Source organism: Roseivirga thermotolerans, from assembly GCF_014653175.1.
GTDB lineage: Bacteria > Bacteroidota > Bacteroidia > Cytophagales > Cyclobacteriaceae > Roseivirga > Roseivirga thermotolerans.
In genome coordinates, this window is sequence record NZ_BNAG01000002.1 from 68,851 (window position 1) to 94,083 (window position 25,233).

Genomic DNA, 25,233 nt, shown 5'->3' on the forward strand with positions numbered 1-25,233 from the left:
AAGTTAACCATTCGCCACCGCAAATTCATAGTCCAGAAGAAGACTACTGCACGGCTTTCCCTTTTAACAATCGGTTCAGGCTATTGTTCTTTGTGCATTTAGAGCTAAATTCGAAACCAAACAAACGTTAGTTATGGGATTGACAACTGCACAAAAAGAAATTTTAGATAAAGCCATTGAGGCATTACACACCCGGGTTTTTCATGCCCAATATCCTGAACACCCATCTCCGGCCATTTATGGAGAAACAGCCGATGAGGAAGGTAAGAATGCCTTTAAACAACTACGTAAAGGTAAGTTTGAGGAGCTACAACAAAGTGGTGAAGAGGCATGGGTAGGCGAAGAGCACTCTCCTTATTTCGATGAACCCGTAGGTACTACCTATCCGCAGTTTTCTAATGATGTACTGCTTGAGCGTGCTGAAAAAGCTTTCCATAGCTGGAGAAAGGTATCTAAAGAAGATCGGGCAGCGGTACTAATCGATTCGTTAGAACGATTTTCTAAGCGATTTTTTGAAAATGCCTATGCTACTATGCATACCACAGGGCAGGGCTATATGATGGCTTTTCAGGCCTCTGGTCCGCATGCGGCAGACCGGGCACTGGAGGCGGTAGCAGCCGGTTATGAGGAGTTGGGTCGTTTCCCGGAAAAAGCAGTTTGGGAAAAGCCCATGGGTAAGTATAACCTGACTATAAACAAAGAGTGGAGAGCTGTGCCAAAAGGCATTGGATTGGTAATAGGCTGCTCTACCTTCCCTACATGGAATTCTGTGCCGGGCGTTTATGCCAACATGATTACCGGAAACTCAGTAATTGTAAAACCCCACCCGGGAGCAGTTTTACCAATGGCCATTGTGGTGGCAGAGATTAGAAATGCCTTGCGAAGTGCGGGCTTCGATCCGGAGGTTTGCCAATTGGCAGTAGATACCAAAGACAAACCCATAGCCAAAGAATTGGCCGAACATCCCAAAGTGAAGCTGGTAGATTTTACCGGTAATTCTGAGTTCGGAAGCTATCTGGAATCTTTGCCCAAAGCAGTATTTACTGAGAAAACAGGGGTGAATTCTATGATTTTGGATTCTACCGATAATCTGGATAAGATGATTCAGAACATTACATTTTCGGTAGCACTCTATTCCGGGCAAATGTGTACTGCTCCACAAAACTTTTTTATTCCCGAAGGCGGAGTAAAGACACCGGAAGGAGTAGTGAGCTTTGATGAGGTGGCTCAAAAGATTGTAGAATTTACAAACGGACTTATAGATAACCCGAAAGCCGGACCTTTTGTAGCCGGAACCATTCAAAACCCATTGACAGCCGAAAGAACAACTTCTGCTGCCAAGTCTATTGGAGGCAAGGTAAGGTTGGAAACCCGTAGCATTGAGCAATCGGTGCCTTATTTTAAGAATGCCAGAACCCAAACACCTACTTATATTGAGCTGACTGCGGCCGATAAGGATAAGTTTTCTAAAGAAATGTTTGGCCCAATAGCCTTCCTCATCAAGACTAAAGATACACGCGAATCAGTGGCACTGGCTCGTGAAATGGCCGAAACCTATGGTGCAATATCGTGCGGAGCTTACACCACAGATGAGGAAATGAAAGAATATATTGCCGATGAGATGTCACTGGCAGCAACCCCGGTCTCGTTTAATCTTACCGGTCAAATCTTTGTAAACCAAAACGCTGCGTTTTCTGATTTCCACGTAACAGGAGGCAATCCTGCCGGAAATGCTTCTTTCACTAACCCGGACTATGTCAACAGACGGTTTACCTGGGTGGGGATGCGAGAACCTGCATAGGCCGGTGAAATATTAGGAATTCCCTGTTTGAGGGTGGGTCGGGGATGACGGTTCCGTATGATTGCCGTCATCCCTAACCTGATTGGCAATCACGAACCATCACCACAATCATCATCCCCGACTTAATGATCAGGAATGACAAACCCTCATCAATAGTGTCATCCCCGACTTGATCGGAGATCTCTGTTTTAAGCTCATCTCACTTTTGCTTTCTTAATCATCCTTGCAAACAATCCGGGTAGAAAACGCTTAGCGTAAGCTCCGTAAGATTCTTTTCCAATGTAGACTTCCCTTTTCTCTTTAATCATTGCTCTGATAATGGCTTTGGCGCATTCATCTGGTGTGAGTCCATTGGCCTGAGCACTGTCCATACTGCCCAGTGCTGAGCCATCACCAGTGAAGGCATTAATACTTACATTCGTTTTAACAAAGCCGGGGGCGGCAATGGTCACTTTAATACCACTGTCTTCCAATTCCGCTCGCATGCTGTCATAGAACCCATGCAGTGCATGTTTGCTTGCTGCATAACCAGATCGATATGGCGTACCGAAGATTCCGGTTAGGCTGGTAACCACTACAAAGTGTCCAGAGCCTCTTTCCAGCATATGAGGGAGAAGTGCCTTTGTAAGCCCGACTGACCCGAAGTAGTTTACTTCCATCAGGTCGCGGTCCACTTGAAGAACTGTGTCTTTGACCAGCGATCTTTGGCTGCGGCCTCCATTGTTGATTAGGATGTCTACTTGGTGAAAGGCAGAAATGGCTTCCTGAACTTTAGGCTCGAAGGTTTCCGATTGCATCAAATCGAGCGGAAGCACTTTGATTCTATCCTGATTCGAACATTCAGATTTTACCCTTTTGAGTTCTTCTTCTCTTCTTGAAGAAAGGATAAGATTAATTGGAAACTGGGAAAGCCGTTTGGCGAGTGCTTCGCCAATGCCTGACGATGCTCCTGTGAGCCAGATGGTTTTGTTTTGTAGGTTCATACCCATATTAGTTATTGTCTGACCTGCGTAGGCAGGAATCCCTCTTAATTTGGCCAAATTAAATCATGGGTAAAAACGGTTATGTATACATCCTGTCAAATACTCATAGAACTGTATTTTATACCGGAGTTACTTCCGATTTGGAAAGCAGAGCCTATCAGCATGAAAATGGTTTAATGAAAGGGCTTTCTAAGAAATACAATTGTGTTTGATTTACTATGAGGGTTTCAATCATATTGAGCCTGCAGTTGCTCGAGAGAAATTACTCAAGAAGAGGAAAAGGGAATGGAAGGAGAGAATCATTAAAGAAATGAATCCGGAAATGAGAAGGTTGAATGATGATGTTTTTCGAAAAAAAAAGGAGATTCCTACCTGCGCAGGAATGACAGACCTGGAGTTGGTCAGGTCCCGATAGTTATCGGGATTGGGCTCAACGCGCGCGAATCAGCAAGCATTAGTTAAGTCCATGGACTTCTGCCACAGATGGATGATGGCACGGACTATCTCCCTCTTTGAAAAAGGAGGGGTAGCCTATTTCTTGAGATAAGTTACAAAGTCAAAGGCATATTGGTGCTTTTCGTCTGCCGGGTGGTGAACGCGGGTTTCTTCCTTCCAGTTTTTGTGTTCGAACTCGGGGAAGAATGTGTCAGCCTCTTCGATAATGGCATTGACCTCCGTGATATGCATTTTATCGACCAGTCCTTTGTCTAGCGAGTCCTTGTAAATGACTCCGCCACCAATGATGAACACTTCCTCTACCTTCAGTTCATTTTGGGCTAACTCAAAGGCAGCTTCGAGACTATTGACGGCAAAGTGACCTTTCGGAGCCTCATAGTCTTTTTGTCTGGTAACGATAATGAAGGTTCTTTTGGGGAGAAGTCCGGGCAGCGAATCGAAGGTTTTTCGACCTAAGATCACAGCATGATCTAAGGTGACTTGCTTAAAGAAGCGGAAGTCATCGGGCAATCGCCAAAGTAGGTCATTATCCTTTCCTATGGCGTTGTTCTTTGATTTTGCGACTACTATTGTTCTGATCATAGGCTATTCCCTCTTAAGAAATCTTCAATCTTCATGCGCTTTTTGCCCTGCATTTGCAGTTCTTTAATGGCCAGTGCCTTTCCTCCGGTTTGTATATGGAGGTAGGTTTTATTGTCAGTAGAGTAGTCTCCGGGATTTTCTCCGGCCACAGCAAAGTCGAGCTTCTCGGTGTCGTAAATCTTAAACTGCACCCCATTTATTGTGGTCCAGGCTGCAGGGTAGGGCGACAATCCACGGATGAAGTTATACACTTCTTCCGAAGATTTTTTCCAGTCGATTTCGCAGGTTTCTTTAAAAATTTTGGGGGCATGTTTAATTTCTCCGCTTTCGTCTTGCGGTAGTTGCGGATAGTCGCCCTGTTGAATGGCTTTAACCGTTTTTAGCACAAGATTGGCTCCCTTCGCCATTAAACGTTCATACAAATCACCCACATTGTCGTCTTCTTCGATAGGTTCTTTTTCCTGAAAAATAATATTGCCGGTATCGATCTCATGCTTGAGGAAGAAGGTAGTTACTCCTGTTTCCTTTTCCCCGTTAATAATCGCCCAGTTAATTGGCGCTGCTCCACGATATTGTGGAAGCAGTGAAGCATGCAAGTTGAAAGTTCCAATCTCTGGCATATCCCAGACAACTTCCGGCAACATGCGAAAAGCGACCACAATTTGCAGGTTGGCTTTGTAGCTTCTCAGCTCTTCAATAAACTCAGGAGACTTTAGATTGGTGGGTTGAAGCACCGGAATGTTTTGAGAAACGGCATAGCCCTTTACAGGAGAAGTGGCCAGCTTTTGTCCCCTGCCCTTGGGTTTGTCAGGAGCTGTAATCACTGCCACCACATTGAAGCCATTTTCAACCAGTTTTTGTAAGCTTGGTACCGCAAATTCCGGGGTACCCATATATATAATTCGGAGGTCTGTCATTCAGTGATTTTCTGAAGGCAAAAATAGGGAATGTATTGGAAGGTTCATTGCCTTTGAAAGTTCAAGTATCCATCCCCAACTCCTTCCGATAGCTATCGGGAGCGGTGTCCGAAGGCCGGAGGTGGATTTTTCATCCTGACCTAAGGAGGGATCGGCTAGAGAGGTTTCTAGTTATTGATATTCAATTTACTTTTCTTTTGATTCTCCAAAAGAAAAGTAACAAACCTGCCTTTGCCGAAGCGGCTACGCGCAGGCAGGCATCAAAACCATCGAAGTAACAAGGTGCTTTTAGCTAATAGCTCAGTCGATGGTCACGCTGATGCTGGATTCCAGCCCTCCTTGGGAGTTAGAGGCTGCTGGTTACTAATTCCTTTCCTTAATTAATGTCATTCCTGCGCAGGCAGGAATCCCCCAAAAAATATCAGGAGATTCCCGTTTACACTGGGATGACGCTACTTTCTTCATGTTTTAAATCTTAAGGAGCTGCAGATAGGCGGAGTGGGTCACTCAAAATCCTGATACAACAAGTGCCTCTCACGCATGGCTTTGGAGAAACCTCGGTACTTAGTTCTTTCTTGATCTATAATACTCAATTCTATCATTGATTTCTTCAGCATGTAGATTGAAGTCACCAATATTCAAGATTTGGCCACTTTTATTTGTGTTCAGAATTAAATCTTGGTCTGACCTTCCTCGGATGCCTTCTCTAGCTTCAAATTTCATTATTTCTTCCCATCGATATTTTTCGTCATTTACAGAAACTCCATTATGGTCAATAGAAAGGTTCAGTCCTAATACTCTCTTAACCTTTTTTAATCCTTGGCTGAGTCTGTAGATCGAAAGTATAATTATAAGTGCTCCTAAAACTTGGTTTCCGGAAAACACCAAGTATCCTCCAACCAAACTCATTAAAATGGGTAATAATAAATCTATAAGCAGATTTGATTTTGGATAATAGAGTCTGGTAATGATTGGGAAATCCCTCTCTATTTCAATTTCAATTGAAGAGGGTTGATCCGCATATATCCGCAATAACTCTCTTTGTCGTTTTGTTATTAGGGCTGTTCTATTAAACCAGCTTCCTTTTGGCCACAGTAGTTGGCCTTTTACAGCTTCGCTCTCCAACATTTCTATGTTATTAACATTCTTGTAGGCCCAAACTTTCCACCATGTGATGGATAAGCTCCAGTAAAACCAACTGAAGATAAAGCCCGCCAAGAAAGAAACTAGATAATAGTTGCTAGCATCTTCCAGCCCTCTAAAGGTTATTAAACCAGTTATTGAGGTTCCTATTAATAGAAAAATTGCTGGGAGGGTAACTAACAGTTGACCTTTTTTAATTGCTCTATTGATAAGTTTTTGTTCCTTCATTGAAAGTCAGGGTACATCAAATACTTCTTGCGAATTGCTTTGTAAGCATTCAGCTTAGGTTGCCAGGTGGCTCTGATTTGCTCTTCAGTTAAGCCGGCTTCTACTTGCTTACGAAATTCCTTGGTGCCTGCTAGCAGGTCAATGTAATCTCTGAAGAAGGTGGTGTCATCTTTCAGTTCATTGTGATACAGAAGCAGATATTTGAGGGTGAATTCATGAGGGGCCTCTATGCCTACAAAACTCTGCCCAAAACATTCTTTCCCTTCCAATGGTGGGTATTTGGAACCTGCATTGGGCTTTGGAGTGAATGAGTAAGAACCAAGCGTATAATCAGGGTGGCCAATAACCTCGAAAGGATGGTCAGTGCCTCGCCCCACGCTTACTACAGTGCCTTCAAACAGGGCCAGACTGGGGTAAAGGACAATAGAATTATCTGTTGGCAGGTTGGGCGATGGACTGATAGGTAATGAGTAGGTCTGCGTATGGTCCCAACCTTTCATTGGAACGACTGTCAAGTCGGCCTTTACTTCCCCTTCAAGCCAACCTTCACCATTAATCATCTTGGCCAATTCACCAACAGTTAGCCCATGAACTACGGGTATTGGATGCATGGCCACAAAGCTGTTGATGTCGTCATCTTTGACAGGGCCATCCACATACATGCCGTTGGGATTGGGCCGGTCGAGAACCAGCACTTTTTTGCCATTTTCGGCTGCCGCTTCCATCACATAATGCATGGTGCTGATAAAAGTGTAAAAACGCACGCCAACATCCTGAATGTCGAAAATGAGTACATCCACATCGGCTAGCATTTCGGCCGAAGGTTTTTTGGTTTTGCCATAAATAGAAATGATGGGCAGGCCGGTTTTAGGATCTTTGGTATTGTCGATTGTTTCACCATCGGGTGCTTCTCCTCTAAAGCCATGCTCGGGAGCCATCACTTTCACCACATTCACCCCTCTGCTTAAAAGGGTGTCAACCAAATGGGTTTGACCTATGGTTGAGGTTTGGTTTACCACCAAAGCCACTCGTTTGCCTTCCAATAAAGGTAGGTATGCGTCCATGCGCTCGGCACCCAGGCTTAGGTCTTGAGTTTCTTGTGCTTGCGAACAGGCAAAACATGAAAAAATGAGAAGGGATAGGAATAGGCGAATCATCTGCTTCGTTTATCTTTGAGCGTTGAGGCTAAAATAACCATTATCTTGAACCTCCCTTACTTCGTTTCTAAAAGAATAAATAATACTGAAAAAGGTAGTTTTTCTGGTACCATCCATAAAGTGGCTATCGCTAGTGTGGCATTGGGTATAGCCATTATGGTTATTTCTTTTATGGTTTTGGGAGGTTTTCAGAACAGCATTAAAGACAAGATTTTTAGTTTTTCGGGCCATCTGCAAGTTAGAAAGTTCACTCTGGCCAACGCCTACGAAGAAGATCCTATTACTTTGGAAACCTCTGTACGCGAACAGGTATTAGCGCATTCTCAAATACGCCACATTCAGGAATTTGCTCATAAGCCGGGCCTCATATCTATGAACAATGAGGTTTTTGGCCTTTTATTTAAAGGAATGGGGCCTAGTTTCGATACACTTTCTTTTGCTCCTTACTTGCAGGAGGGGAGTTTTCCTGTGTTTTCTCAGTCGGGCGAGTTTTCGAACGAGGTACTCATTAGCGAGAAACAAGCCAGACAAATGCAAGTGGGAGTTGGCGATAAGGTGGTGGCGTATTTCATAATGGATCCTCCAAGGGTTCGAAGCCTGGTGGTTAAGGGCATCTTTACTTCGGGTTTGGAAGATTTCGATGCTCAGGTGGTGATTGGAGATATTGGACTTGTGAGAAGTCTAAACGGATGGAGCGATGATCAGGTAGGGGGCTATGAGGTTTTTGTAGAAGACTATGCCCATATTGAAGCGGGACACGATGCGCTCAACGACATAGTTAACGGAGAAGAGTATGGCTATCTGACTATCCGAATGGATGAGAAATTTGCCAATGTGTTCGATTGGCTCAATTTACTGACTCAAAATGTGTACATATTGATCGGCCTCATTCTATTTGTGGCCTGTTTCAATATGGTTTCGGTGCTTTTCATACTCATTATGGAACGCACCTCAATGATTGGTTCATTCAAAGCGTTTGGGGCTACCAATCAGCTCATTAGGCGTATTTTTACTTTTAATGGTGTAAGGCTGGTACTAAAGGGGCTATTAATAGGAAACGGCATTGCCCTTATTTTTGGTTGGCTACAATACAGTTATCAGGTCATTCCTCTCGATGCGGCCACTTATTACATGGGCCATGTACCAATTGACTGGAACTGGTGGAGATTTGTGGCCATTAATGCAATTACCTTACTGTTGGTTGGAGTAACACTTATTTTACCTACGGCTATTATTTCACGGGTTAGTCCCGTTAAAGCCATCCGCTTCGATTAGTCCGGGCTGAAGCGGCATTTCTCTCCTAAAGGTTCGAAACAGGCTGTTGAGTTTAATTTGAATAACCCCCAATACGGCTTCTTTTATAATACCCCCACTCATTTTCGATTCACCTTTGGTGCGGTCTGTAAATATGATGGGTACCTCCTCAATACTGAATCCGTATTTCCAGGTAAGAAATTTCATTTCTATTTGGAAGGCATAGCCCATGAATCGAACCCTGTCCAGTTCAATGGTTTCCAACACAGAGCGATGATAACATTTAAACCCCGCAGTGGTATCGTTAATGGGCATGCCCGTAATAAGGCGCACATAATGGCTGGCAAAATAGCTGAGCATAACCCTGCTCATGGGCCAGTTTACTACATTCACCCCTGTAACATAGCGCGAACCAATAGACATATGACTCCCTTTCAGAGCACAGGCTTCATAGAGCCGGATAAGGTCTTGCGGATTGTGCGAGAAATCTGCATCCATTTCAAAAATATACTCGTAGTCGCGCCTGAGCGCCCATCTGAAGCCATGAATGTATGCCGTACCCAAACCCAATTTGCCCTTTCTTTCTTCCAGATAGAGCCTGCCCTCATACTGAGGCATAAGTTTTTTTACAATTTTGGCCGTACCATCAGGAGAATTGTCATCGATTATCAGTAGATGAAAATCTTTTGGAAGAGCCATTACGGTCTGAATCATTTCCGCAATGTTCTCTTTTTCGTTATAAGTGGGAATTAATACAATACTATCACTCATAGGAATCGGCAAAGCTAAACGATTTCCAATAAAGAGCGATTCAGGGATGGAAATTAACTTTCCTTATTTTAGCTCTAAATTGAATATAAGGAGAAACGACTGTTTGAGCACAGCGTTGATCGGTTTTCTATAAAAGATGTTAAGATGAATCTTGCGAAATGCGTATTTCTAGATAGAGACGGGGTGCTCAACGAAGAGTTGGGATTTCAGATTACTGATCTGAAAGATTTTAGGCTTAAGCAGGGAGTAGGGGGCTTTTTACGAAGCTTGAAAGATGCAGGCTATCTATTGATTGTAGTAACCAACCAGAGTGGTATTGCTAAGGGGAGCTATACTGAAGCATTTGTGTATGAATGTCATGCCATTGTACAGCATGCGTGCGGAGGGATAATGGATGCCTTGTATTTCGCACCGGGGCACGAGTCGGTGAGTAAAAGTTTACTGCGCAAGCCGGATTCGCTCATGTTTGAAAAGGCCATAGCCAAATTTGGAATTGATCCTACCCAAAGCTGGATGATAGGAGATAAGGAAAGAGATCTTATTCCGGCTAAAAAACTGGGCATAGGAGCTATTCATTTGACCGACAAGCAAGCTTCTGAATACGCTGATTTTAAGGTGAGTGACTTAGTCGAAGCAGCCGCTGTAATTTTGAATGATGAATAGTTACTTCCGTCTTCCGACTTCGGTCTTCCGTCTATGTACCCACTACTCATTACCGGCCTTGGCCACGTTCATCCTGAAAATCACCGTGTTCACCGATAAAATTTGAGTAGGTCTGAGGGTTCGGCCACATTTGAAGCATGAAAAGTCAAAAACTCAAAACCATGAAAAAGTTAAAAGTATTTGCGGCCTTCAGTGCTTTGGTCTTCCTGATGAGCTCTTGTGTGTATTCTCTATTCCCAATCTATACGGAAGACACCCTTGTTTATTTGCCTGAACTAGTAGGTAAATGGTTTACTGACCCTAACGATCCAGATGACTATATAGAGTTTACTCCAATGGGTGAATCTAATAATGAAAAGGAAGATGGAATTACAATGAATGAAGACAGTGATGGCGATCAGGATACATATTCCTATGCTATGCAAGGTGACGGATGGAGCATTAAGTCTGATGATCCCATTACAGTAGAAATTGATGGCAAGGAGGTTTCTGATCCCGTAAAAGTTAAAGCTTACTATGATGAGCTGTTTTCGGGAATGAAAACTGATTTGAAAAAGGGAGTCGGGGAAATGGCTGGGCAACTGGATTCAGCTATAAACTCTGAAGGCAACGAGTTTGGAAAGATGCTGAAGGACCTGGGGAATGGTGTTGGCGAATTGGGCAAAGCTCTTAAAGAGACCGAAGCGAAATTCAAGGGTTCGGCATACCTCACTAGGGAGCAAAGCTATAAAATGACCGCAATGAATGATGGTGAAAAGGAGGTGTACCAAGTACACGTAGTAAAGATTGGAGAGGACTATTTCCTAGATATTTACCCTTTGCCAGAATTCACAGATTCTTCTTTCGGTGAAAATATGTTTCCGGTTCATTCCTTTATGAAAATGAATTTAGAGGAAGGTAAGTTGAAATTAACATTATTCGATCTTAAAAAACTAAATGAGCTTTTCGAAAGAAACTTAGTAAGACTTAGACACGAAATGGTAGATGGAACGGTGCTAATTACCGCTCAGCCCAAAGATATTCAGAAATTCCTTAGTAAATACTCGAATGATGAGAGGGTCTTTGAAGAAGGAGAAATCTACACCAAAATGGCTCAATGAGAAAGTTACAGCAGGTCATAAACTCAAAATGGATTCAGCACCCGGTTTTCTGGGTGCTCTCCGTTTATGCGATTGGTAACTATTTCGCCATTTCCAACCTCTTGAAGTTCATCGACTTTTTCTACTCGCTGCTGTTCCACATTCCTTTGCTCTTTTTAGTTTATGTGAATCTTTTGATTCTCGTTCCGAAACTTCTCAAGAAGGGCAAATATCATTTTTATATTCCGGCCGTAGCGTTACTCCTATTGGTTACCTATGGTGTGCATGAACTCACGTTCGAATTGATTTTGCCCGCCCTTCCAACGGAGTACTACATGGTATCCTTCACAGATGCTGAGGTGCTGATCACCATATTTATTATTTATCTGGTATTAAGCACACTCCTCACACTTTCAAAGTCGTGGTATAAGCTCCAGCAGGTGGAAAAGGAGAAGCTTTCCATTGAACTGAACTCCTTGAAAACTCAGGTGAACCCTCACTTTCTATTCAACAGTTTGAACAGTATTTATTCTCTGGCCCTAGCCAAAAGTGAACGGACTGCGGAGACCGTGTTGGAGCTTTCCAACCTGTTGCGTTACATGCTCTATGAAGTAGGAGAAGAAAAGGTGGATATTGAGAAAGAGGTTGAAATGATTGAGAATTACATTGAGCTGCAAAAGTTGAGGGCCGATGATTCCACCAAGGTTCATTTTGAGGTGCAGGGAAATTTGAAGGATAAGAAAGTAGCTCCTTTACTCTTCTTTCCACTGATTGAAAATGCCTTTAAGCATGGAGTGAAAGGTGTTTCTGAGTCGGCTTTTATTGAAATGACACTGAATGTGGGAAAGGGAATTGAGTTTAACATTATCAATAATAAAGGCAAAGTAGATGACCTGGAACAGGGCAAGTACGGAGGTATTGGGCTGGAGAATGTAAGGCGTAGGTTGGAGCTGATTTATCCAAAATCTCATGAGTTCGAAATTGCTGAAACTGAGAAAGTTTTTGAAGTTAAATTGAAACTGAAATGATCCGATGCCTAATTGTTGATGATGAACCATTGAGCCGTCAGGTGCTGAAAGGCTTTGTGGCTGATCATCCGGACTTAGAGTTGGCAGGAGAGAGCAAAGATGCTCTGGAAGCCATGAGCTTTCTAGAGAAGTATGAGGTAGACCTGCTCTTTCTGGATATCAATATGCCCAAGCTTTCTGGGGTGAATTTCTATAAATCGCTACAGAAGAAACCGGAAGTAATCTTCACCACCGCTTATTCTGAATTTGCTGTAGAAGGCTTTGAACTGAATGCCATCGATTACCTGATGAAGCCTATTGCTTTCGAGCGTTTTATCAAGGCCATTCAAAAGGTGAAAGATAAGCTCGGTCAGAACAGCACTTCTCTTCCAGTTCAGGATTACATTATGCTGAAGGCCGATAAGAAGATGTACCGAACGCCTTATGAAGACATTCTTTTCTGCGAAGCCTTAGGTGATTATGTGAAAGTTCACCTGAAAGACAAAGTGCTGATTGTCACTACCACCATGAAGAAGCTACTGGCTGAACTGCCAGAGCAAATCTTCCTTCGCACACATAAATCATACATCATCAATAAAACCAAGGTGGAGTATATTGAAGGCAATCAGATCAAGATTGGTAGTCAGATGATTTCCATTGGCCAGAGTTATAGAGATGTGGTTTTAAAGGCCTTGGGTTGAGCAATTAATGGAGTCCTGTGCGAGAACAAAGTTTGACTTCAGTCAAACTTGGGACGTGGCAATCCGCCTGTTCCGGCACAAAAGGATATTAATTACAAATCGACTGCTCAGGCATCTTCGTTACAAACGAAGATGAGTTTAGAACTGATACTCAAGTTTTTTGACTGTTTATCTCGGAGATATCATGGTAATAGGCAACCAAGACTTTTGAATTCATTGATTTAACCCATTGCGTTCTAATTAGCCTAGATTCAATTTTTATTTTCCCAAAATTGAAGTCTCTACTCTTAAATATGGTGTCAATTAGCTCTTGTTTGGAAATTTTTAGCCATTTCCCACCATCTTTATAGCCTCCATGATTTCCTCTTTTGGCTACCAGCCTTCCACTTTTCATGGTTACATCAGTAAAGGCACCGTTGTCACCATGAGGCCATGGTTTATCGTCTTTCTGTAGACCGTAAAAAGCATCATAAAATCTCAAGGTCATTCTGTGATCTAGTTTTGAAACCAAGGTCTCAATCTCTGACTTACTTGTAGATTCATTCAGTTCAATTGATATGATTCCCTTTTCTCCATACTTAAAACCTCTGATTCTATCAATGAGCGTTTCAAGCAGGTTTTTAATAGGGGATATTCGAGGGTTAATCATGGTGTGATTTATTAAGTAATTCAACCAGTGCTCACATTTTAAGAGTGCTTAACTTGAATTTGGGCTTTAAGTCCAAGATAATATATGTTCGCACCACAGGTGCTAACTAGTAAAGAGTTTTAAAGGTGTTGGGTTAAACAGCCGCAGTTAAAGCACCCTGTCATTGCGAGAAATGAAACATGCATCAGCAAGGTTTCATGACGAAGCAATCCGTCTGTTGCTGGCACAAAAGAGTGTCGATTACAAATCGACAGCTCTAGCATCTTCGTTACAAACGAAGATGAGGTTGAGTTCTTTTCCATCCTGAGCGAAGCCGAAGGATCTGCCCAATGCCTGGCCGATCCCTCGGTAAACTCGGGGTAAAAAGTTTAGCTGATTATGCCCAACGCCTTGGTTTCTTTCCATTCCACATGAGTAAAGTCCGGGCAAGCTTAAGGTATTAAATAGTACCGATTACAAATCGACAGCTCTGGCATCTTTGTTACAAACGAAGATGGATTAATTTTTTCCTATCCTGAGCGAAGCCGAAGGATCTAAAGGTTGTCCTTTTAGAGTATCATTCTAACTGAGTCTTTGAGCTTGCTTTTCTTTTGACTCTCCAAAGAAAAAGTAACAAACCTACCTGTCGGGAGGCAGGAGAAAAAGCGACCAACCTGCCTTTGCCAAAGCGGCTACGCGCAGGCAGGCATCAAAACCATCGAAGTGGCATTGGCATTCTTAGATTCGGTTGCGGTCGATGGTCACGTCCCGACAGTTATCGGGATTGGTATAATTATAAATAAAAAGCTTGCTCTTCGTAATAAATAAAGAGCAAGCTTTTAAAAAGTTTTTATTGCTGTTCAGCTTTAAAGATAAGTTAATTAAGCATTATTCAACTTTCTCAAGAGTTGATCATGTCATAGTTTATTTAATCAGTTGCAATTTAGACTTTAGATTATCAGGGATTTCGTCTATGGATAAAATCTTGAATTCTTTTGAGTCGGTGGAAGCTACAGATTGGCTTAAAGTTTCATTAATATAGTCTTGTTCCAATTTGTACATCGCTCCAGTTGCTGGATCTACGATTAACATGCCAAGAATACCTCCTAAAAGTAAGTTTCCCCAGTACCATCCATCTACCTTAAATGTAACCGGTACAACTTTTTCATTATAGCCTGCTTGGGTGAACTTTATCTGATACTCGGCTCTTTTGAAGAAACCGTCCCCAGACTTCAGAGTAACCGTTGCAGGGGTATTCCCTTTATAAATTTCTACCCCTTTTGAGTTTGTTACTACTATGTTGGAATTTGGGTTGCTACTGATACTTAAAGGATAAGTGCTTTTGCTTAAGATGCTGGCACAACCTGTAGATAGGAGGCAGATTATTGCAGCTCCAATGAGTGATAGTGTTTTTTTCATTGTTTTTAATTTGTGAATGAATTGGTTGATTTAAAGATGATCAGTCCTAAAAAACAATTAAACATACAAAAAAATGTCATTAATATCATTGGTTGTCATAAATCATCACAGATGAGATGGATTTTAGTTGCTTTGAATTTCTTTCACATATATTAAGAACAAAGACCTTAATGAGTGATGAAGACATAACAATGGTGCTAAATCTTATCAATTTTGTCACTCCGATAATTCTTAGTGCGAACTAGTTGATTTGTTTCTTACTTTCCCATCCTGAGCATTACTTATAGCTATCGGGGGAAGGATCGGCAAAATGTATGGCCGATCCCTCGGTAAACTCGGGATAAAAAAAGGATTAGCTAATTATACTTAAAGCCTTAGTCTCTTTCCATCCACCACGGGTAAAGTCAGGGAAAGCTTGAGGCATGCCGCCTTCAGCTACAGATTTCTCACTCAAAGGACCAACCGCGCTCCAGAAGCAACCTTCGTATACGTTTTGATCCAGAGGGGTGCCGGTGCGCAGACACTCTACAATGCGATAACGCATAATGCCGTCCATTCCACCGTGGCCACTGTTTTTGGTGCTCTCATTGAGCTTCTTGTACAGCGGGTGATCATATCTTTCATATAAAGCCGCCAAGGCCTCTCTTCCTTGAGCCCACTGATGATGGTTGTCGGTAAGTCCTTCCACACCACCCTCCAAAGCAACGCGTGTGGGGAAGCCGGCCAATGTGCCCAAAGTACCCTGTATTAGGTTAAGTCTTGAGTACGGACGCGGGCTGGTTTCGTCCCATTGCACCATAATGGTTCTGCCAAGTTCAGTTTTGATTATAGAGGTGTTCAGGTCGCCTCCTTTATACTCTAATTGATTCCACTTATGATCGGCTGCATAGTTGGCCTTGGCATATTTGGCCCTGCCCATTGCCGGGGTAGAGTAGGATACCATTGTGCCGAAATTATCGTCAGTTCTTGCCAGGTTCATATACTGTGCCACCGGACCCAAACCGTGAGTAGGGTAGAGGTTACCGTTTCGGTTGGCATAGTGGTGGGTTCTCCATGAGCCTGTCCCACGTTCCTGCTCTTCCATCTGGAACCGCAGTTCGTGTATGTAAGAGGCTTCGCCATGTAAAATATCGCCAATCAACCCTTGCCTGCACATATTTAAGAACATGAGCTCGTCTCGGCCATAGTTTACATTTTCCATCATCATGCAATGCTTTCCCGTAGCTTCAGAGGTGTCTACAATAGCCCACATATCTTCTATGGTGGTGGCCATAGGTACTTCTACAAATGCGTGAGCCCCCTGCTTCATGCTTTCAATAGCCATTGGTGCATGGTTCACCCAATTGGTGCTTATAATTACCGCATCCGGTTTAACTTCTTCAAGCATTTGCTTCCAGCCATTTTCACTGCCATGGTAGAGCTTAATGTCCTGATGGCGCTGTCCGTTGCCTGCTTCTTTACATCGGTCGGCTGAACGCTGCGCCCAGTCTTCGTATAAATCGCTTATGGCCACAATTTCAGTGCCTTCAAGACTGGCGAAGTCCCGGGCATGCCCGCTGCCACGAGCTCCCACTCCAATAAGAGCTATTCTTACACGGTCTAGTTTTGGGGCGGCAAAGTCTCCCATGTATTGAGAGCCGCTAGGTCTGGTTTGCTCTTCCTCTGAACAACTGGTAAATGCCGTTGCTGTAGCCAGAGCGGCAGCCGAAAGTGAGGTTTTCTTTAAAAAATTCCGTCTGTCGAGTTTAGACATAGTTTGTAGTGAGTTAACGTTGAAAGGGCATATTCTTACCTTTTTGGCATAAAGTCAAACCCTTTCTTAAGTTTGCTTGGCTTTCCTTTGATTTGCTGAAGTCTCTGATCATTTTAGTTCAATGAAAAAAATATTTCTGCAAGGGATTTTTGCCCTACTGCTGTGTGCCTGCTCCAAGCCCGGTACCACCGATCTGGTCAGCTTTGAGGTATATTGCGAAATGGTGGCCAATGGCGCCAAACCAATTGCTCTCAGCCACCCCATGACAATGGAGGAGGCCGATCGGGCAATGCCAGAATTTGCACAAGTGGCCCGGAAAAATAACTTGTATGTATATAGGGAAGATAACTTTCCGGTTAGCGCTTTGTTCCCCGCTGAGACTACCAGGGAAAGGTCTGTCTTCGTTATCTTCAAAGACAGCCTTCGGTTAGAGCAGTACAGACAACTTAAACAAGACATTGCCGGAAGGAGGTGGGACGATCAGTTGCTTGCCAGGCGCATGGGGCGTCTTTTAGGATATAGTACTCAGGGTATCAACCATTTGTTGATGGAGAACACCGCCTTTCGAACAATTAACTCTTTTGGTATTAAAGAGCAAACCACTCACCTGTACTATAATGATCTTGCAAGGGCTAAGCAGTTCTATGCTGAACAATTGGGATTTACCCCGCTTGAAGATAACCGTTTTCAAATAAGCTCTACGTCCTACATTCAGCTGCATGCTCTATCTGCTGAACACTCCAAAGAACAACCTAAATCAACGGCCATTGCCCTGCTTACCGATCAGTTGCCTGAATGGTACGCCTATGTTCAGAAGCTGGGAATTCCCATAAAGTATAGTTACAAACCTAAGGAGGGTGGACCACACGATGGTTTTGTGGCTATTGATCCTGAAGGATATCTTCTGGAGTTTGAGCAGTTCAAGCAGCATCCGGAAAATGAACTACTAATGGCTGCACTGAGTAAGGTGCCGTATTTGACAACTACTGTCGATTCTTTAGGCTTCTATGGCTCTATTACCTGGACATACCACCAAGATTTATTGGCACAACAAAATTACTATCAAGAGATGTTGGGTTTTGAAATGGTAGCTGACCAGGGGTGGACAAAGATATTTCAGACCTCCCACAGTAGCTTTATAGGGTTGGTGGATGAACGAAGAGGCATGGAGAACTATGCCAACGAAAAAGCAGTGGAGATTGGCTGGAAAGTAGAACGATTGGAGGCTTTACAAAACTATTTGAGAACCAGTAATCCCGGCTTCTCGGGTAGTCTGATTGGCCCTGAGTTATATACCTACCGTTTTTATTAGAGAGGAGTTATCTACTAAAATTAGGCTCTAAAAAAAAATGTCATTCCGAACTTATCCGTTTAAGGTAGATAGGTTCAGAATGACATAAAGTCATTTTCAAGACAACCTTTTTTTTGACTGGGGCTGTCGTGCTTCTTATTGTTTTTCCAGGTTGAAGACATAACGCCCATCAGCCCCACTAACCCCGGCAGCTACACCACCAGAGCGGGTGTAATCAACGGTCATAGTAAGTGTAGGTGGCGTAGCACTTGCATTCAGCGATATGCTGTACACATTGGAATTGTCTCCATCGAAAATTACCTCATTGATGTTGTTTCCATTAAAGTCCCAGGTGCCGCTGGCTCCAAAAAATGGATCACCATCAGTACTGGTGTATGTTTTGCTGGTGGCATTTCCCCTAATGGTCATGGAGAAGTTTTCCAGCCCGTTGGCAGGAGCGCCATCGAAGGTAACCGATGTAGCTACCCAGGTAACACCGGAAGTACCCGCAAGGTCTACTAGCCGTTGTTCTTCAGGGGTAAGGCTGGGACCATCATCGCCACCGCCTCCGCAAGAGAAAACAGTCAATACAATAAGCAGCAGGCTGAGGGGTAGAAAGTAGCTTTTAATCTTGTTCATGTTGGGTTTGTTGTAGAATCAATAATAATTACTTTTTCAGAAAAAATGAGCTTATACCAAGACTATTTGAAGTCGGGAATATGTAAGCTCTCTGTACAAAATTCATATTCATGTTTTTGGTTGGAGCTTACTAATACTAGCTTATCTTCTAAAATAGGCTCTACTGACTTCCTATACCAGGCTATTCCTGCCGTATCTAAATTGGTAGTGGGTTCGTCTAAAAGGCATATCTCGCTTTGCGAATAAAAACAAAGCCCCAACTTAAGTCTCTGCTTCATGCCCGAAGAAAAATTTCGAATAGGTTTTTCGGCACTATTTTGCAGGTACACCAATTCTACAAAGTCATTGATGGTTAACCCTACTTTGAGCTTCTTAAATTTAAAATGGAAGGTTAGGAATTCACGAAGGGTAAACTCCTCAATAAGCTCCAGGTATGGTGTAGAAATATCGAAGTGTTGATAGACTAATTCTGTCGGTACCGGTTTGTTGTTGAACGTATAGGTGACCTTACCTTCTGAAGCCGGAATATACCCACATAGCACCTGTAAAAAGGTAGATTTACCACTGCCATTGCCGCCTGTTATAGCACAATGCTTGCCTTTTTCGAAGGCTATGGATAGGTTCCTGAATATCCACTCACGGTTAAATTTTTTACCTAAACCTTCAACCGCAATCTGCATATTACTTGGCGCTATATCCTTTCATTACTCCCCGGTCAGAATTTCTAAAGAAATTGATGATTTCATCGCGTTCTTTCGAGGGGGTCATTTCAAGTTCTACCAAATCGAGGGCTTTGGAGTTGTTCAACCCTTTAAGGAATATGTAGCGATAAATTTCCTGGATCTCCGCAATCTTCTCGTTGGAGAAACCGCGTCTTCTAAGGCCAATGGAGTTAATGCCTGCATAGCTGAGGGGTTCACGCCCGGCTTTGGTATAGGGAGGCACATCTTTTCGCACCAATGAACCACCGGAAACCATGGTATGGGCACCAATATTCACAAACTGGTGAACAGCGGCTGCTCCGCCAACAATAGCCCAGTCATCGATAGTTACATGGCCGGCCAATTGTACGGCATTCACCAAAATACAATTGTCGCCAATTATACAGTCGTGAGCTACGTGTGTATAGGCCATAATCAGGCAGTTCTTGCCAATCACAGTTTTGTTGGTGGCGTCTGTTCCCCTGTTCAGGGTTACACACTCACGGATTACGGTGTTGTCGCCAACCTCTAAAACGGTGTCTTCACCACCAAATTTCAGGTCTTGAGGAATGGCCGAGACAACTGCACCGGGGAATATTTTTACGTTTTTACCAATTCTTGCACCTTCCATAATGGTCACGTTGGAGCCTATCCAGGTGCCTTCTTCTATGACCACGTTTTTGCTAATGGTTACGAAAGGTTCTATCACCACATTTCGCGCAATTTTGGCTTCCGGGTGAATGTATGCTAGGGGTTGATTCATTGATTCTTTACAATTCTTGCGGTCATAGATGCTTCGCACACCAGGGTGTTTCCAACGTAGGCGTATCCATTCATTTGAGCAATGCCTCGTTTGATTGGAGCCGTGAGTTCACACTTGAACTTGATGGTGTCTCCGGGGATGACCATTTTTCTGAATTTACATTTGTCGATACCGAGGAAATAGGGTGTGTAGTTCTCAGGATCGGGTACGGTGTTCAAGACAAGGATACCACCAATTTGAGCCATAGCTTCAATTTGTAGCACTCCCGGCATTACCGGGTTTCCGGGGAAATGGCCTGTAAAAAAGGGTTCGTTAACGGTAACATTCTTTATACCTGCTACGGTAGTTTCATCCAGATGAAATATCTTGTCTATCAGCAAAAACGGATATCGGTGAGGTAGAATTTGTGTGATTTGGTTGATATCCATTACCGGCTCAACGTTCGGGTCGTAATATGGTGCTGAGCTCTTATTGGCCATCATAGCCTTCTTTAATTTTTTGGCAAATGCTACGTTGGCAGCATGCCCGGGCCTTGCGGCCAGTATTTGTGCTTTTATGGGGCGGCCAACGAGCGCTAAATCTCCTACTACATCCAATAGTTTATGGCGGGCAGGTTCATTGCGGTGTCTAAGTTCAACATTGTTTAGAATGCCCTCCTTCTTTACCTCTACTTTGGGTTTGTTAAACAAACCGGCCAGGTAATCAAGCTCCTCGTCTTTAACCACTCGGTCTACCACCACAATGGCATTGTTTAGGTCGCCACCTCGAATGAGGTTGTTTTTATAGAGCATTTCCAGTTCGTGCAGAAAACAGAAAGTTCTGCTCGAGGCAATGTCTTTTTTAAAGTCTTGAATATCGGTTAGCGAAGCATGCTGGCTACCTAGTACTGGCGAGTTGTAATCGACCATTACCGTAACCCGAAAATCGTCTAGAGGGAGTGCTGCAATTTCTACGTCTCTTTCCGGGTCGCGGTACATTATGCTTTCGGTGACCTCCAGAAAGTTTCGCAGTGCATTTTGCTGCTGTACGCCCACCTTCTCCAAAGCCTCGATAAACATTTTAGAGCTGCCGTCCAATATTGGAGGCTCGGGCCCATCAATTTTAATGAGTACGTTGTCTATTTCCAGGCCTACTAAAGCAGCCAGAGTATGTTCTACGGTATTCACCCGGGCTCCATTGTGTTCTATGGTAGTGCCTCTCGAAAGGTCTACAACATAGTCTACATCAGCATCTACAACCGGCTGGTCGGGCAAGTCAATTCGCTGGAATTTAATGCCGTGGTTAGGTGGGGCAGGAGTGAAGGTCATATTGGCAGTGACACCCGTATGGAGGCCAACTCCAGATACCGTTATGGATTCCCTAATCGTATGCTGCTTTGTCTTCATGCTTTCTGCGAAAATGCCGCAAATTTATAACTTTTTTTCCAGTTCCTTGACCCGTTCAATAAGATTAGGAAGGTTGCGGAGAATAACGCTTGCCCGCAGAAAATCTTTGTGTTCCATAATAGGTGAGCCGAACCAGACTTTGCCCTCCTGACTAATGGTTTTAGGCACACCCGCCTGGGGGCCGATAATGGTTTTGTTGGCAATACTTAAATGGCCGGTAATACCTGCTTGTCCGCCTATTTGGCAATTTTCTCCGATTTTGGCACTTCCTGAAAGCCCGGCTTGAGAGGCTATTGCCGTATTTTTACCCACTTCAACATTGTGAGCTATTTGCACCAGGTTGTCTATTTTGGCTCCCTTACGAATTACTGTAGATCCCATAGTTGCACAGTCTATGGTGGTATTGGCTCCTATATCTACGTTGTCTTCTATAATTACATTTCCGGTTTGAGGAATGCTTTTGTACGTGCCATCGGCTTGGGGTGCAAAACCAAACCCATCGCTGCCAACAACCACTCCTGAATGCAGAACGCAGTTGGAGCCTATTTTGCAATTGGCATATACCTTTACTCCGGGATATAGAATGGTATTATCGCCTACTTCTACATGGTCTCCCAAATACACCTGCGGATATATTTTGGTGTTTTTGCCCACTTTAACGTTTTCGCCCAGATACGAAAAAGCCCCCAAATACACCTGTTCTCCATAGCTGGCCGACTCGTGCTGAAAAGAAGGCTGCTCGATGCCTGTTTTTACTTTGGCTGTCATTTTTTCGTACTCCTCGAGCAATCGGGCAAAAGCACTATAAGGGTCATCGACCCGAATAAGAGCTCCTTTAACCGGCTTTTCGGGTGCAAAATCACTTTTTACAATAACTGCACTTGCGCTAGTTGAGTAAATGTATGGTAGGTACTTGGGGTTGGCCAGAAAGGCTATGCTACCCGGAGTGGCTTCTTCAATCTTCTCCAGACGGTTCACCCTGGCTGTTCCATCTCCTTCTACTTTTCCTCCCAAAAGAGAGGCCACTTGTTCTACAGATATTTCCATGGTTATATTTCTGAGAGTCACAAATTTATGTCTTTTGGCCAGCATCGATAGTACTTGCGCACTATTTTACTCATGGCCTTAATGTTAGGCAGGTCAGCAGCTTCTACTACATCTCTCACCTCGCCATTTTTAGAGACAATCATTATCTTTTTATCGTTGGCCAGATAGGCATTATTGGTTACCTGGCCTGTTGAAAAGAAGTACTTTACATCTTTGGGTTTTATGCCGTAAGCCTCGGCAATTTTAGTCTGAAACGCTTCTTTTTCTTCCCTGCTGGTAGGTTCCTGGCTAAAATGTATTTTAAAGAGTTCCCGGTTCAGTAACATTTGGCACAGTTTGGAGAGTATTGGGTCTTTATGTTTAGCCCAAATTTTAATGGCTCCCCAGAGATCATAATCATCAAGGTCTAAGAAGGCTTCCAGTGTCTTGGGGTTCTCGGCAAATTGTTCCAGACCTATTTCCTGTTCAAAAAACAGCCTGAGGCTGTCACTCATAAATAGAGTTTCCGGCTGCTTCCGGGTTAGCTTTTTTGCTCTGTTAATAATAGATACCAGCATTTTTTCGGCACTTACACCCGCTTTGTGCAGGTATACCTGCCAGTACATAAGGCGTCTGGCACTCAAAAAGTTTTCTATGCTGTAAATTCCTTTTTCCTCTACCACCAGTTGGCCGTCTTTTACATCGAGCATTTTAATGATGCGGTCGGCCCCTATGGTCCCCTCTGATACTCCGGAAAAGAAGCTATCGCGTTTTAGGTAGTCGAGTCGGTCTATGTCTAACTGACTGGAAACCAGTTGGTGTAGAAAGGGTTTGTGACAACTGCCGTTGAATATATCGAGTGCCATTGTGAGTGCACCATTAAACTCCTGATTCAGCCGCGAAATAATTATGCGGCTCAGGTGTTCGTGCGGTACATCTTCCAGTAGGCTAAATTCCAGAGCATGAGAGAAGGGGCCATGGCCCACATCGTGTAACAAAATGGCAATAAGAGCACCTTCATATTCACTTTCTGAAATTTCTACACCTTTGTTTCTCAGGTTGTCCAGGGTTATAGACATGAGGTGCATAGCACCCAGCGCATGGTGAAACCGAGTGTGGTGAGCACCGGGATAAACCAACTCTGCCAACCCCATTTGTTTAATACGTCTGAGGCGTTGAAAACTAGGGTGGTTTATAATATCGAAAATCAGCTCATTTCTGATGGTGATGAACCCGTAGACCGGGTCATTGATTATCTTCCGCTTGTTCAAACTTTGTGCTTTAATTCTCTTAAATTCGAGCTTCTTCTCAATTTTGATTCATGCAAAGATATAACATTTTGTGGGCTGATGACGAGATCGATCTGCTGAAACCGCATATCCTTTTTCTAAAAGACAGAGGCTATGATGTGACACCCGTAACCAGTGGTGCCGATGCCATTGAGGCGGTGGAGCAAAAACCCTTTGATCTTGTTTTTTTAGATGAAAATATGCCGGGTATGACGGGCCTGGAAACACTGAGCTATATTAAAGGAAGCCGTCCGGCTCTTCCTGTGGTTATGATTACCAAAAACGAGGAAGAACACATAATGGAAGAAGCTATTGGTGCTAAAATTGCCGATTACCTCATAAAGCCACTTAACCCCAATCAGATACTTATTTCGGTAAAGAAACTGCTGGACAATCGCAGACTAGTGAGCGAACGAACCAACCTACATTATCAGCAAGATTTCAGGAATATCAGCATGAAGGTCAATGACTGGATCGACCACCACGAATGGGCCGAAATCTATAAAAAGCTGGTGTATTGGGAACTGGAAATTGAGGGGACGGAAAACAAGAGTATGGCGGAGGTTCTGGAAATGCAGAAAGTAGAGGCTAATGCTAATTTTGCCCGTTTTGTGGCCGAAAACTATTCGGAATGGCTTAATAATCCGGAGGCTGATAGACCGCTAATGTCGCACCAATTGCTTGCCAATAAGGTGTTTCCTGCCCTTAACGACTCTCCGGCCTTTCTCATTATTATCGATAACCTGAGGTTCGACCAGTGGAAAATTATTGAGCGCGATATTCTTGGCTATTTCAACCTGATGGAAGAAACAGCCTACTATTCTATATTGCCAACAACGACAGCCTATGCCCGAAATGCTATCTTTTCCGGTGAACTGCCTCTGGCCATGAGCCGGAAGTATCCGCAATTGTGGGTACATGACGATGACAGCGAAGAAGGCAAGAACAACAATGAGGAGGCATTTTTAAAGGAGAACCTTAAGAAGCATCGACTGAATGTTAAAACGAGCTATCACAAAATAATCCATGCTAATCAGGGTAAGCAACTCAACGATAACTTCAATAACCTGCTTAACAACCAGCTCAACGTAGTGGTCTACAACTTTGTAGACATGTTGTCGCATGCTAGAACAGACATTCGAATGATTAAAGAATTGGCGGCCGATGAAGCGGCCTACAGGTCGCTGACCAAGTCGTGGTTTCTGCACTCTCCTTTGTTCGATTTGCTGCGGCTCATTGCAGATAAGGGTTTGCGGGTAATGATTACTACAGACCATGGCACTTACAGAGTGAAACGCCCTTTTAAAATTGCTGGCGACAGAAATGTGAATACTAACCTTCGTTATAAGCAGGGTAAGAATTTGGGCTACCATGGTACTGACGGAATTTTTGAGGTACGAAAACCAGAAGAGCTCCATTTGCCAAAACCCAATGTGTCTACCTCGTATGTATTTGCTACAGACGATACTTTCTTTGCCTACCCGAACAATTACAATCACTACGTTAAGTATTACAGAGATACTTTTCAGCATGGTGGCGTATCGCTAGAAGAAATGATAATTCCTTTTATTTCATTAATTTCGAAGAGGGCTTAAAG

Annotated in this window: 24 protein-coding genes; 9 read left to right on the forward strand and 15 right to left on the reverse strand. The window is 43.4% G+C overall.

The window, feature by feature from the left end:
• Window positions 1–133 precede the first annotated feature (133 nt).
• Window positions 134–1,801: a phenylacetic acid degradation protein PaaN gene (gene paaN, locus IE164_RS06235; protein ID WP_189629359.1), complete on the forward strand. Its 1,668-nt coding sequence runs from the start codon at window positions 134–136 to the stop codon at window positions 1,799–1,801.
• Between the two features lie 194 nt (window positions 1,802–1,995).
• Here paaN and IE164_RS06240 read toward each other — a convergent pair whose 3' ends face one another.
• Window positions 1,996–2,784 carry an SDR family oxidoreductase gene (locus IE164_RS06240; RefSeq protein WP_189629360.1) on the reverse strand — a complete coding sequence of 263 codons (789 nt, stop codon included), beginning with the start codon at window positions 2,782–2,784 and terminating at the stop codon, window positions 1,996–1,998.
• A 65-nt stretch (window positions 2,785–2,849) separates the two neighbouring features.
• Between IE164_RS06240 and IE164_RS18505 the strand changes: the two genes are divergently transcribed.
• Window positions 2,850–2,996, forward strand: a complete 147-nt coding sequence (locus IE164_RS18505; protein WP_229838558.1) for a GIY-YIG nuclease family protein — start codon at window positions 2,850–2,852, stop codon at window positions 2,994–2,996.
• A 319-nt stretch (window positions 2,997–3,315) separates the two neighbouring features.
• On the opposite strand, the gene IE164_RS06250 is transcribed toward IE164_RS18505, so the two are convergent.
• The 4 genes from IE164_RS06250 to IE164_RS06265 all read right to left on the reverse strand — a co-directional run bounded on the left by IE164_RS06250 (window position 3,316) and on the right by IE164_RS06265 (window position 7,267).
• A complete protein-coding gene (locus tag IE164_RS06250; protein WP_229838560.1) occupies window positions 3,316–3,822 on the reverse strand; it encodes a dihydrofolate reductase in 507 nt (168 codons plus the stop codon).
• Window positions 3,819–4,739: a methionyl-tRNA formyltransferase gene (gene fmt / locus IE164_RS06255; protein WP_229838563.1), complete on the reverse strand. Its 921-nt coding sequence runs from the start codon at window positions 4,737–4,739 to the stop codon at window positions 3,819–3,821. Before fmt ends, IE164_RS06250 begins: the two co-directional genes overlap by 4 nt.
• 564 nt (window positions 4,740–5,303) lie before the next feature.
• Window positions 5,304–6,110 carry a hypothetical protein gene (locus IE164_RS06260; RefSeq protein ID WP_189629361.1) on the reverse strand — a complete coding sequence of 269 codons (807 nt, stop codon included), beginning with the start codon at window positions 6,108–6,110 and terminating at the stop codon, window positions 5,304–5,306.
• Window positions 6,107–7,267: an exo-beta-N-acetylmuramidase NamZ family protein gene (locus tag IE164_RS06265; protein WP_189629362.1), complete on the reverse strand. Its 1,161-nt coding sequence runs from the start codon at window positions 7,265–7,267 to the stop codon at window positions 6,107–6,109. The genes IE164_RS06260 and IE164_RS06265 overlap by 4 nt, the downstream gene beginning before the upstream one ends.
• 45 nt (window positions 7,268–7,312) lie before the next feature.
• Here IE164_RS06265 and IE164_RS06270 point away from each other — a divergent pair, with 45 nt between their 5' ends.
• The gene (locus tag IE164_RS06270; protein WP_189629363.1) at window positions 7,313–8,542 is read left to right on the forward strand and encodes an ABC transporter permease; all 1,230 of its coding nucleotides are present in this window, start codon (window positions 7,313–7,315) and stop codon (window positions 8,540–8,542) included.
• Here IE164_RS06270 and IE164_RS06275 read toward each other — a convergent pair.
• Window positions 8,504–9,292, reverse strand: a complete 789-nt coding sequence (locus IE164_RS06275; protein WP_189629364.1) for a polyprenol monophosphomannose synthase — start codon at window positions 9,290–9,292, stop codon at window positions 8,504–8,506. The genes IE164_RS06270 and IE164_RS06275 overlap by 39 nt on opposite strands.
• 144 nt (window positions 9,293–9,436) lie before the next feature.
• On the opposite strand from IE164_RS06275, the gene IE164_RS06280 reads away from it, so the two are divergent.
• The 4 genes from IE164_RS06280 to IE164_RS06295 all read left to right on the forward strand — a co-directional run bounded on the left by IE164_RS06280 (window position 9,437) and on the right by IE164_RS06295 (window position 12,742).
• Window positions 9,437–9,955, forward strand: coding sequence for a D-glycero-alpha-D-manno-heptose-1,7-bisphosphate 7-phosphatase (locus IE164_RS06280; protein WP_189629365.1), 519 nt, complete (start codon window positions 9,437–9,439; stop codon window positions 9,953–9,955).
• A 161-nt stretch (window positions 9,956–10,116) separates the two neighbouring features.
• Entirely contained in the window at window positions 10,117–11,055 is a 939-nt protein-coding gene (locus IE164_RS06285) for a hypothetical protein (protein WP_189629366.1), read from the forward strand.
• Entirely contained in the window at window positions 11,052–12,062 is a 1,011-nt protein-coding gene (locus IE164_RS06290; protein WP_189629367.1) for a sensor histidine kinase, read from the forward strand. Before IE164_RS06285 ends, IE164_RS06290 begins: the two co-directional genes overlap by 4 nt.
• The gene (locus tag IE164_RS06295) at window positions 12,059–12,742 is read left to right on the forward strand and encodes a LytR/AlgR family response regulator transcription factor (RefSeq protein ID WP_189629368.1); all 684 of its coding nucleotides are present in this window, start codon (window positions 12,059–12,061) and stop codon (window positions 12,740–12,742) included. The genes IE164_RS06290 and IE164_RS06295 overlap by 4 nt, the downstream gene beginning before the upstream one ends.
• 151 nt (window positions 12,743–12,893) lie before the next feature.
• Here the strand turns inward: IE164_RS06295 and IE164_RS06300 are convergent, their stop codons facing one another.
• The 3 genes from IE164_RS06300 to IE164_RS06310 form a co-directional block, all read right to left on the reverse strand.
• Window positions 12,894–13,391 carry a hypothetical protein gene (locus IE164_RS06300; protein ID WP_189629369.1) on the reverse strand — a complete coding sequence of 166 codons (498 nt, stop codon included), beginning with the start codon at window positions 13,389–13,391 and terminating at the stop codon, window positions 12,894–12,896.
• 903 nt (window positions 13,392–14,294) lie between these two features.
• Window positions 14,295–14,789 (reverse strand): hypothetical protein, encoded by a 495-nt coding sequence (locus IE164_RS06305; RefSeq protein ID WP_189629370.1) that lies wholly within the window; start codon window positions 14,787–14,789, stop codon window positions 14,295–14,297.
• Window positions 14,790–15,141: 352 nt separating this feature from the next.
• Complete coding sequence (locus IE164_RS06310; protein ID WP_189629371.1) at window positions 15,142–16,542, reverse strand: Gfo/Idh/MocA family protein; 1,401 nt, start codon at window positions 16,540–16,542, stop codon at window positions 15,142–15,144.
• Between the two features lie 121 nt (window positions 16,543–16,663).
• Between IE164_RS06310 and IE164_RS06315 the strand changes: the two genes are divergently transcribed.
• Window positions 16,664–17,854: a VOC family protein gene (locus IE164_RS06315; RefSeq protein WP_189629372.1), complete on the forward strand. Its 1,191-nt coding sequence runs from the start codon at window positions 16,664–16,666 to the stop codon at window positions 17,852–17,854.
• Between the two features lie 135 nt (window positions 17,855–17,989).
• On the opposite strand, the gene IE164_RS06320 is transcribed toward IE164_RS06315, so the two are convergent.
• From IE164_RS06320 to IE164_RS06345, 6 genes are all read right to left on the reverse strand, one after another.
• Window positions 17,990–18,472 (reverse strand): lipocalin-like domain-containing protein, encoded by a 483-nt coding sequence (locus IE164_RS06320; protein ID WP_189629373.1) that lies wholly within the window; start codon window positions 18,470–18,472, stop codon window positions 17,990–17,992.
• Between the two features lie 62 nt (window positions 18,473–18,534).
• Window positions 18,535–19,152: an ABC transporter ATP-binding protein gene (locus IE164_RS06325; protein ID WP_189629374.1), complete on the reverse strand. Its 618-nt coding sequence runs from the start codon at window positions 19,150–19,152 to the stop codon at window positions 18,535–18,537.
• A gap of 1 nt (window position 19,153) precedes the next feature.
• Window positions 19,154–19,936 carry an acyl-ACP--UDP-N-acetylglucosamine O-acyltransferase gene (gene lpxA, locus IE164_RS06330; protein ID WP_189629375.1) on the reverse strand — a complete coding sequence of 261 codons (783 nt, stop codon included), beginning with the start codon at window positions 19,934–19,936 and terminating at the stop codon, window positions 19,154–19,156.
• Window positions 19,933–21,321: a bifunctional UDP-3-O-[3-hydroxymyristoyl] N-acetylglucosamine deacetylase/3-hydroxyacyl-ACP dehydratase gene (locus IE164_RS06335; RefSeq protein WP_189629376.1), complete on the reverse strand. Its 1,389-nt coding sequence runs from the start codon at window positions 21,319–21,321 to the stop codon at window positions 19,933–19,935. Before IE164_RS06335 ends, lpxA begins: the two co-directional genes overlap by 4 nt.
• A 24-nt stretch (window positions 21,322–21,345) precedes the next feature.
• Window positions 21,346–22,368: a UDP-3-O-(3-hydroxymyristoyl)glucosamine N-acyltransferase gene (gene lpxD, locus IE164_RS06340; RefSeq protein ID WP_189629377.1), complete on the reverse strand. Its 1,023-nt coding sequence runs from the start codon at window positions 22,366–22,368 to the stop codon at window positions 21,346–21,348.
• Between the two features lie 17 nt (window positions 22,369–22,385).
• Entirely contained in the window at window positions 22,386–23,618 is a 1,233-nt protein-coding gene (locus IE164_RS06345) for an HD domain-containing protein (RefSeq protein WP_189629378.1), read from the reverse strand.
• A 50-nt stretch (window positions 23,619–23,668) separates the two neighbouring features.
• Here IE164_RS06345 and porX point away from each other — a divergent pair, with 50 nt between their 5' ends.
• Window positions 23,669–25,231 carry a T9SS response regulator signal transducer PorX gene (gene porX, locus IE164_RS06350; RefSeq protein ID WP_189629379.1) on the forward strand — a complete coding sequence of 521 codons (1,563 nt, stop codon included), beginning with the start codon at window positions 23,669–23,671 and terminating at the stop codon, window positions 25,229–25,231.
• Window positions 25,232–25,233: the final 2 nt, after the last annotated feature.

Bases quoted from the DNA above. Each gene is read 5' to 3' on its own strand.
- paaN (WP_189629359.1), top strand. From the start codon at position 134: ATGGGATTGACAACTGCACAAAAAGAAATTTTAGATAAAGCCATTGAG.
- IE164_RS06240 (WP_189629360.1), bottom strand. From the start codon at position 2,784: ATGAACCTACAAAACAAAACCATCTGGCTCACAGGAGCATCGTCAGGC.
- IE164_RS18505 (WP_229838558.1), top strand. From the start codon at position 2,850: ATGGGTAAAAACGGTTATGTATACATCCTGTCAAATACTCATAGAACT.
- IE164_RS06250 (WP_229838560.1), bottom strand. From the start codon at position 3,822: ATGATCAGAACAATAGTAGTCGCAAAATCAAAGAACAACGCCATAGGA.
- fmt (WP_229838563.1), bottom strand. From the start codon at position 4,739: ATGACAGACCTCCGAATTATATATATGGGTACCCCGGAATTTGCGGTA.
- IE164_RS06260 (WP_189629361.1), bottom strand. From the start codon at position 6,110: ATGAAGGAACAAAAACTTATCAATAGAGCAATTAAAAAAGGTCAACTG.
- IE164_RS06265 (WP_189629362.1), bottom strand. From the start codon at position 7,267: ATGATTCGCCTATTCCTATCCCTTCTCATTTTTTCATGTTTTGCCTGT.
- IE164_RS06275 (WP_189629364.1), bottom strand. From the start codon at position 9,292: ATGAGTGATAGTATTGTATTAATTCCCACTTATAACGAAAAAGAGAAC.
- IE164_RS06280 (WP_189629365.1), top strand. From the start codon at position 9,437: ATGAATCTTGCGAAATGCGTATTTCTAGATAGAGACGGGGTGCTCAAC.
- IE164_RS06285 (WP_189629366.1), top strand. From the start codon at position 10,117: ATGAAAAAGTTAAAAGTATTTGCGGCCTTCAGTGCTTTGGTCTTCCTG.
- IE164_RS06290 (WP_189629367.1), top strand. From the start codon at position 11,052: ATGAGAAAGTTACAGCAGGTCATAAACTCAAAATGGATTCAGCACCCG.
- IE164_RS06295 (WP_189629368.1), top strand. From the start codon at position 12,059: ATGATCCGATGCCTAATTGTTGATGATGAACCATTGAGCCGTCAGGTG.
- IE164_RS06300 (WP_189629369.1), bottom strand. From the start codon at position 13,391: ATGATTAACCCTCGAATATCCCCTATTAAAAACCTGCTTGAAACGCTC.
- IE164_RS06305 (WP_189629370.1), bottom strand. From the start codon at position 14,789: ATGAAAAAAACACTATCACTCATTGGAGCTGCAATAATCTGCCTCCTA.
- IE164_RS06310 (WP_189629371.1), bottom strand. From the start codon at position 16,542: ATGTCTAAACTCGACAGACGGAATTTTTTAAAGAAAACCTCACTTTCG.
- IE164_RS06315 (WP_189629372.1), top strand. From the start codon at position 16,664: ATGAAAAAAATATTTCTGCAAGGGATTTTTGCCCTACTGCTGTGTGCC.
- IE164_RS06320 (WP_189629373.1), bottom strand. From the start codon at position 18,472: ATGAACAAGATTAAAAGCTACTTTCTACCCCTCAGCCTGCTGCTTATT.
- IE164_RS06325 (WP_189629374.1), bottom strand. From the start codon at position 19,152: ATGCAGATTGCGGTTGAAGGTTTAGGTAAAAAATTTAACCGTGAGTGG.
- lpxA (WP_189629375.1), bottom strand. From the start codon at position 19,936: ATGAATCAACCCCTAGCATACATTCACCCGGAAGCCAAAATTGCGCGA.
- IE164_RS06335 (WP_189629376.1), bottom strand. From the start codon at position 21,321: ATGAAGACAAAGCAGCATACGATTAGGGAATCCATAACGGTATCTGGA.
- lpxD (WP_189629377.1), bottom strand. From the start codon at position 22,368: ATGGAAATATCTGTAGAACAAGTGGCCTCTCTTTTGGGAGGAAAAGTA.
- porX (WP_189629379.1), top strand. From the start codon at position 23,669: ATGCAAAGATATAACATTTTGTGGGCTGATGACGAGATCGATCTGCTG.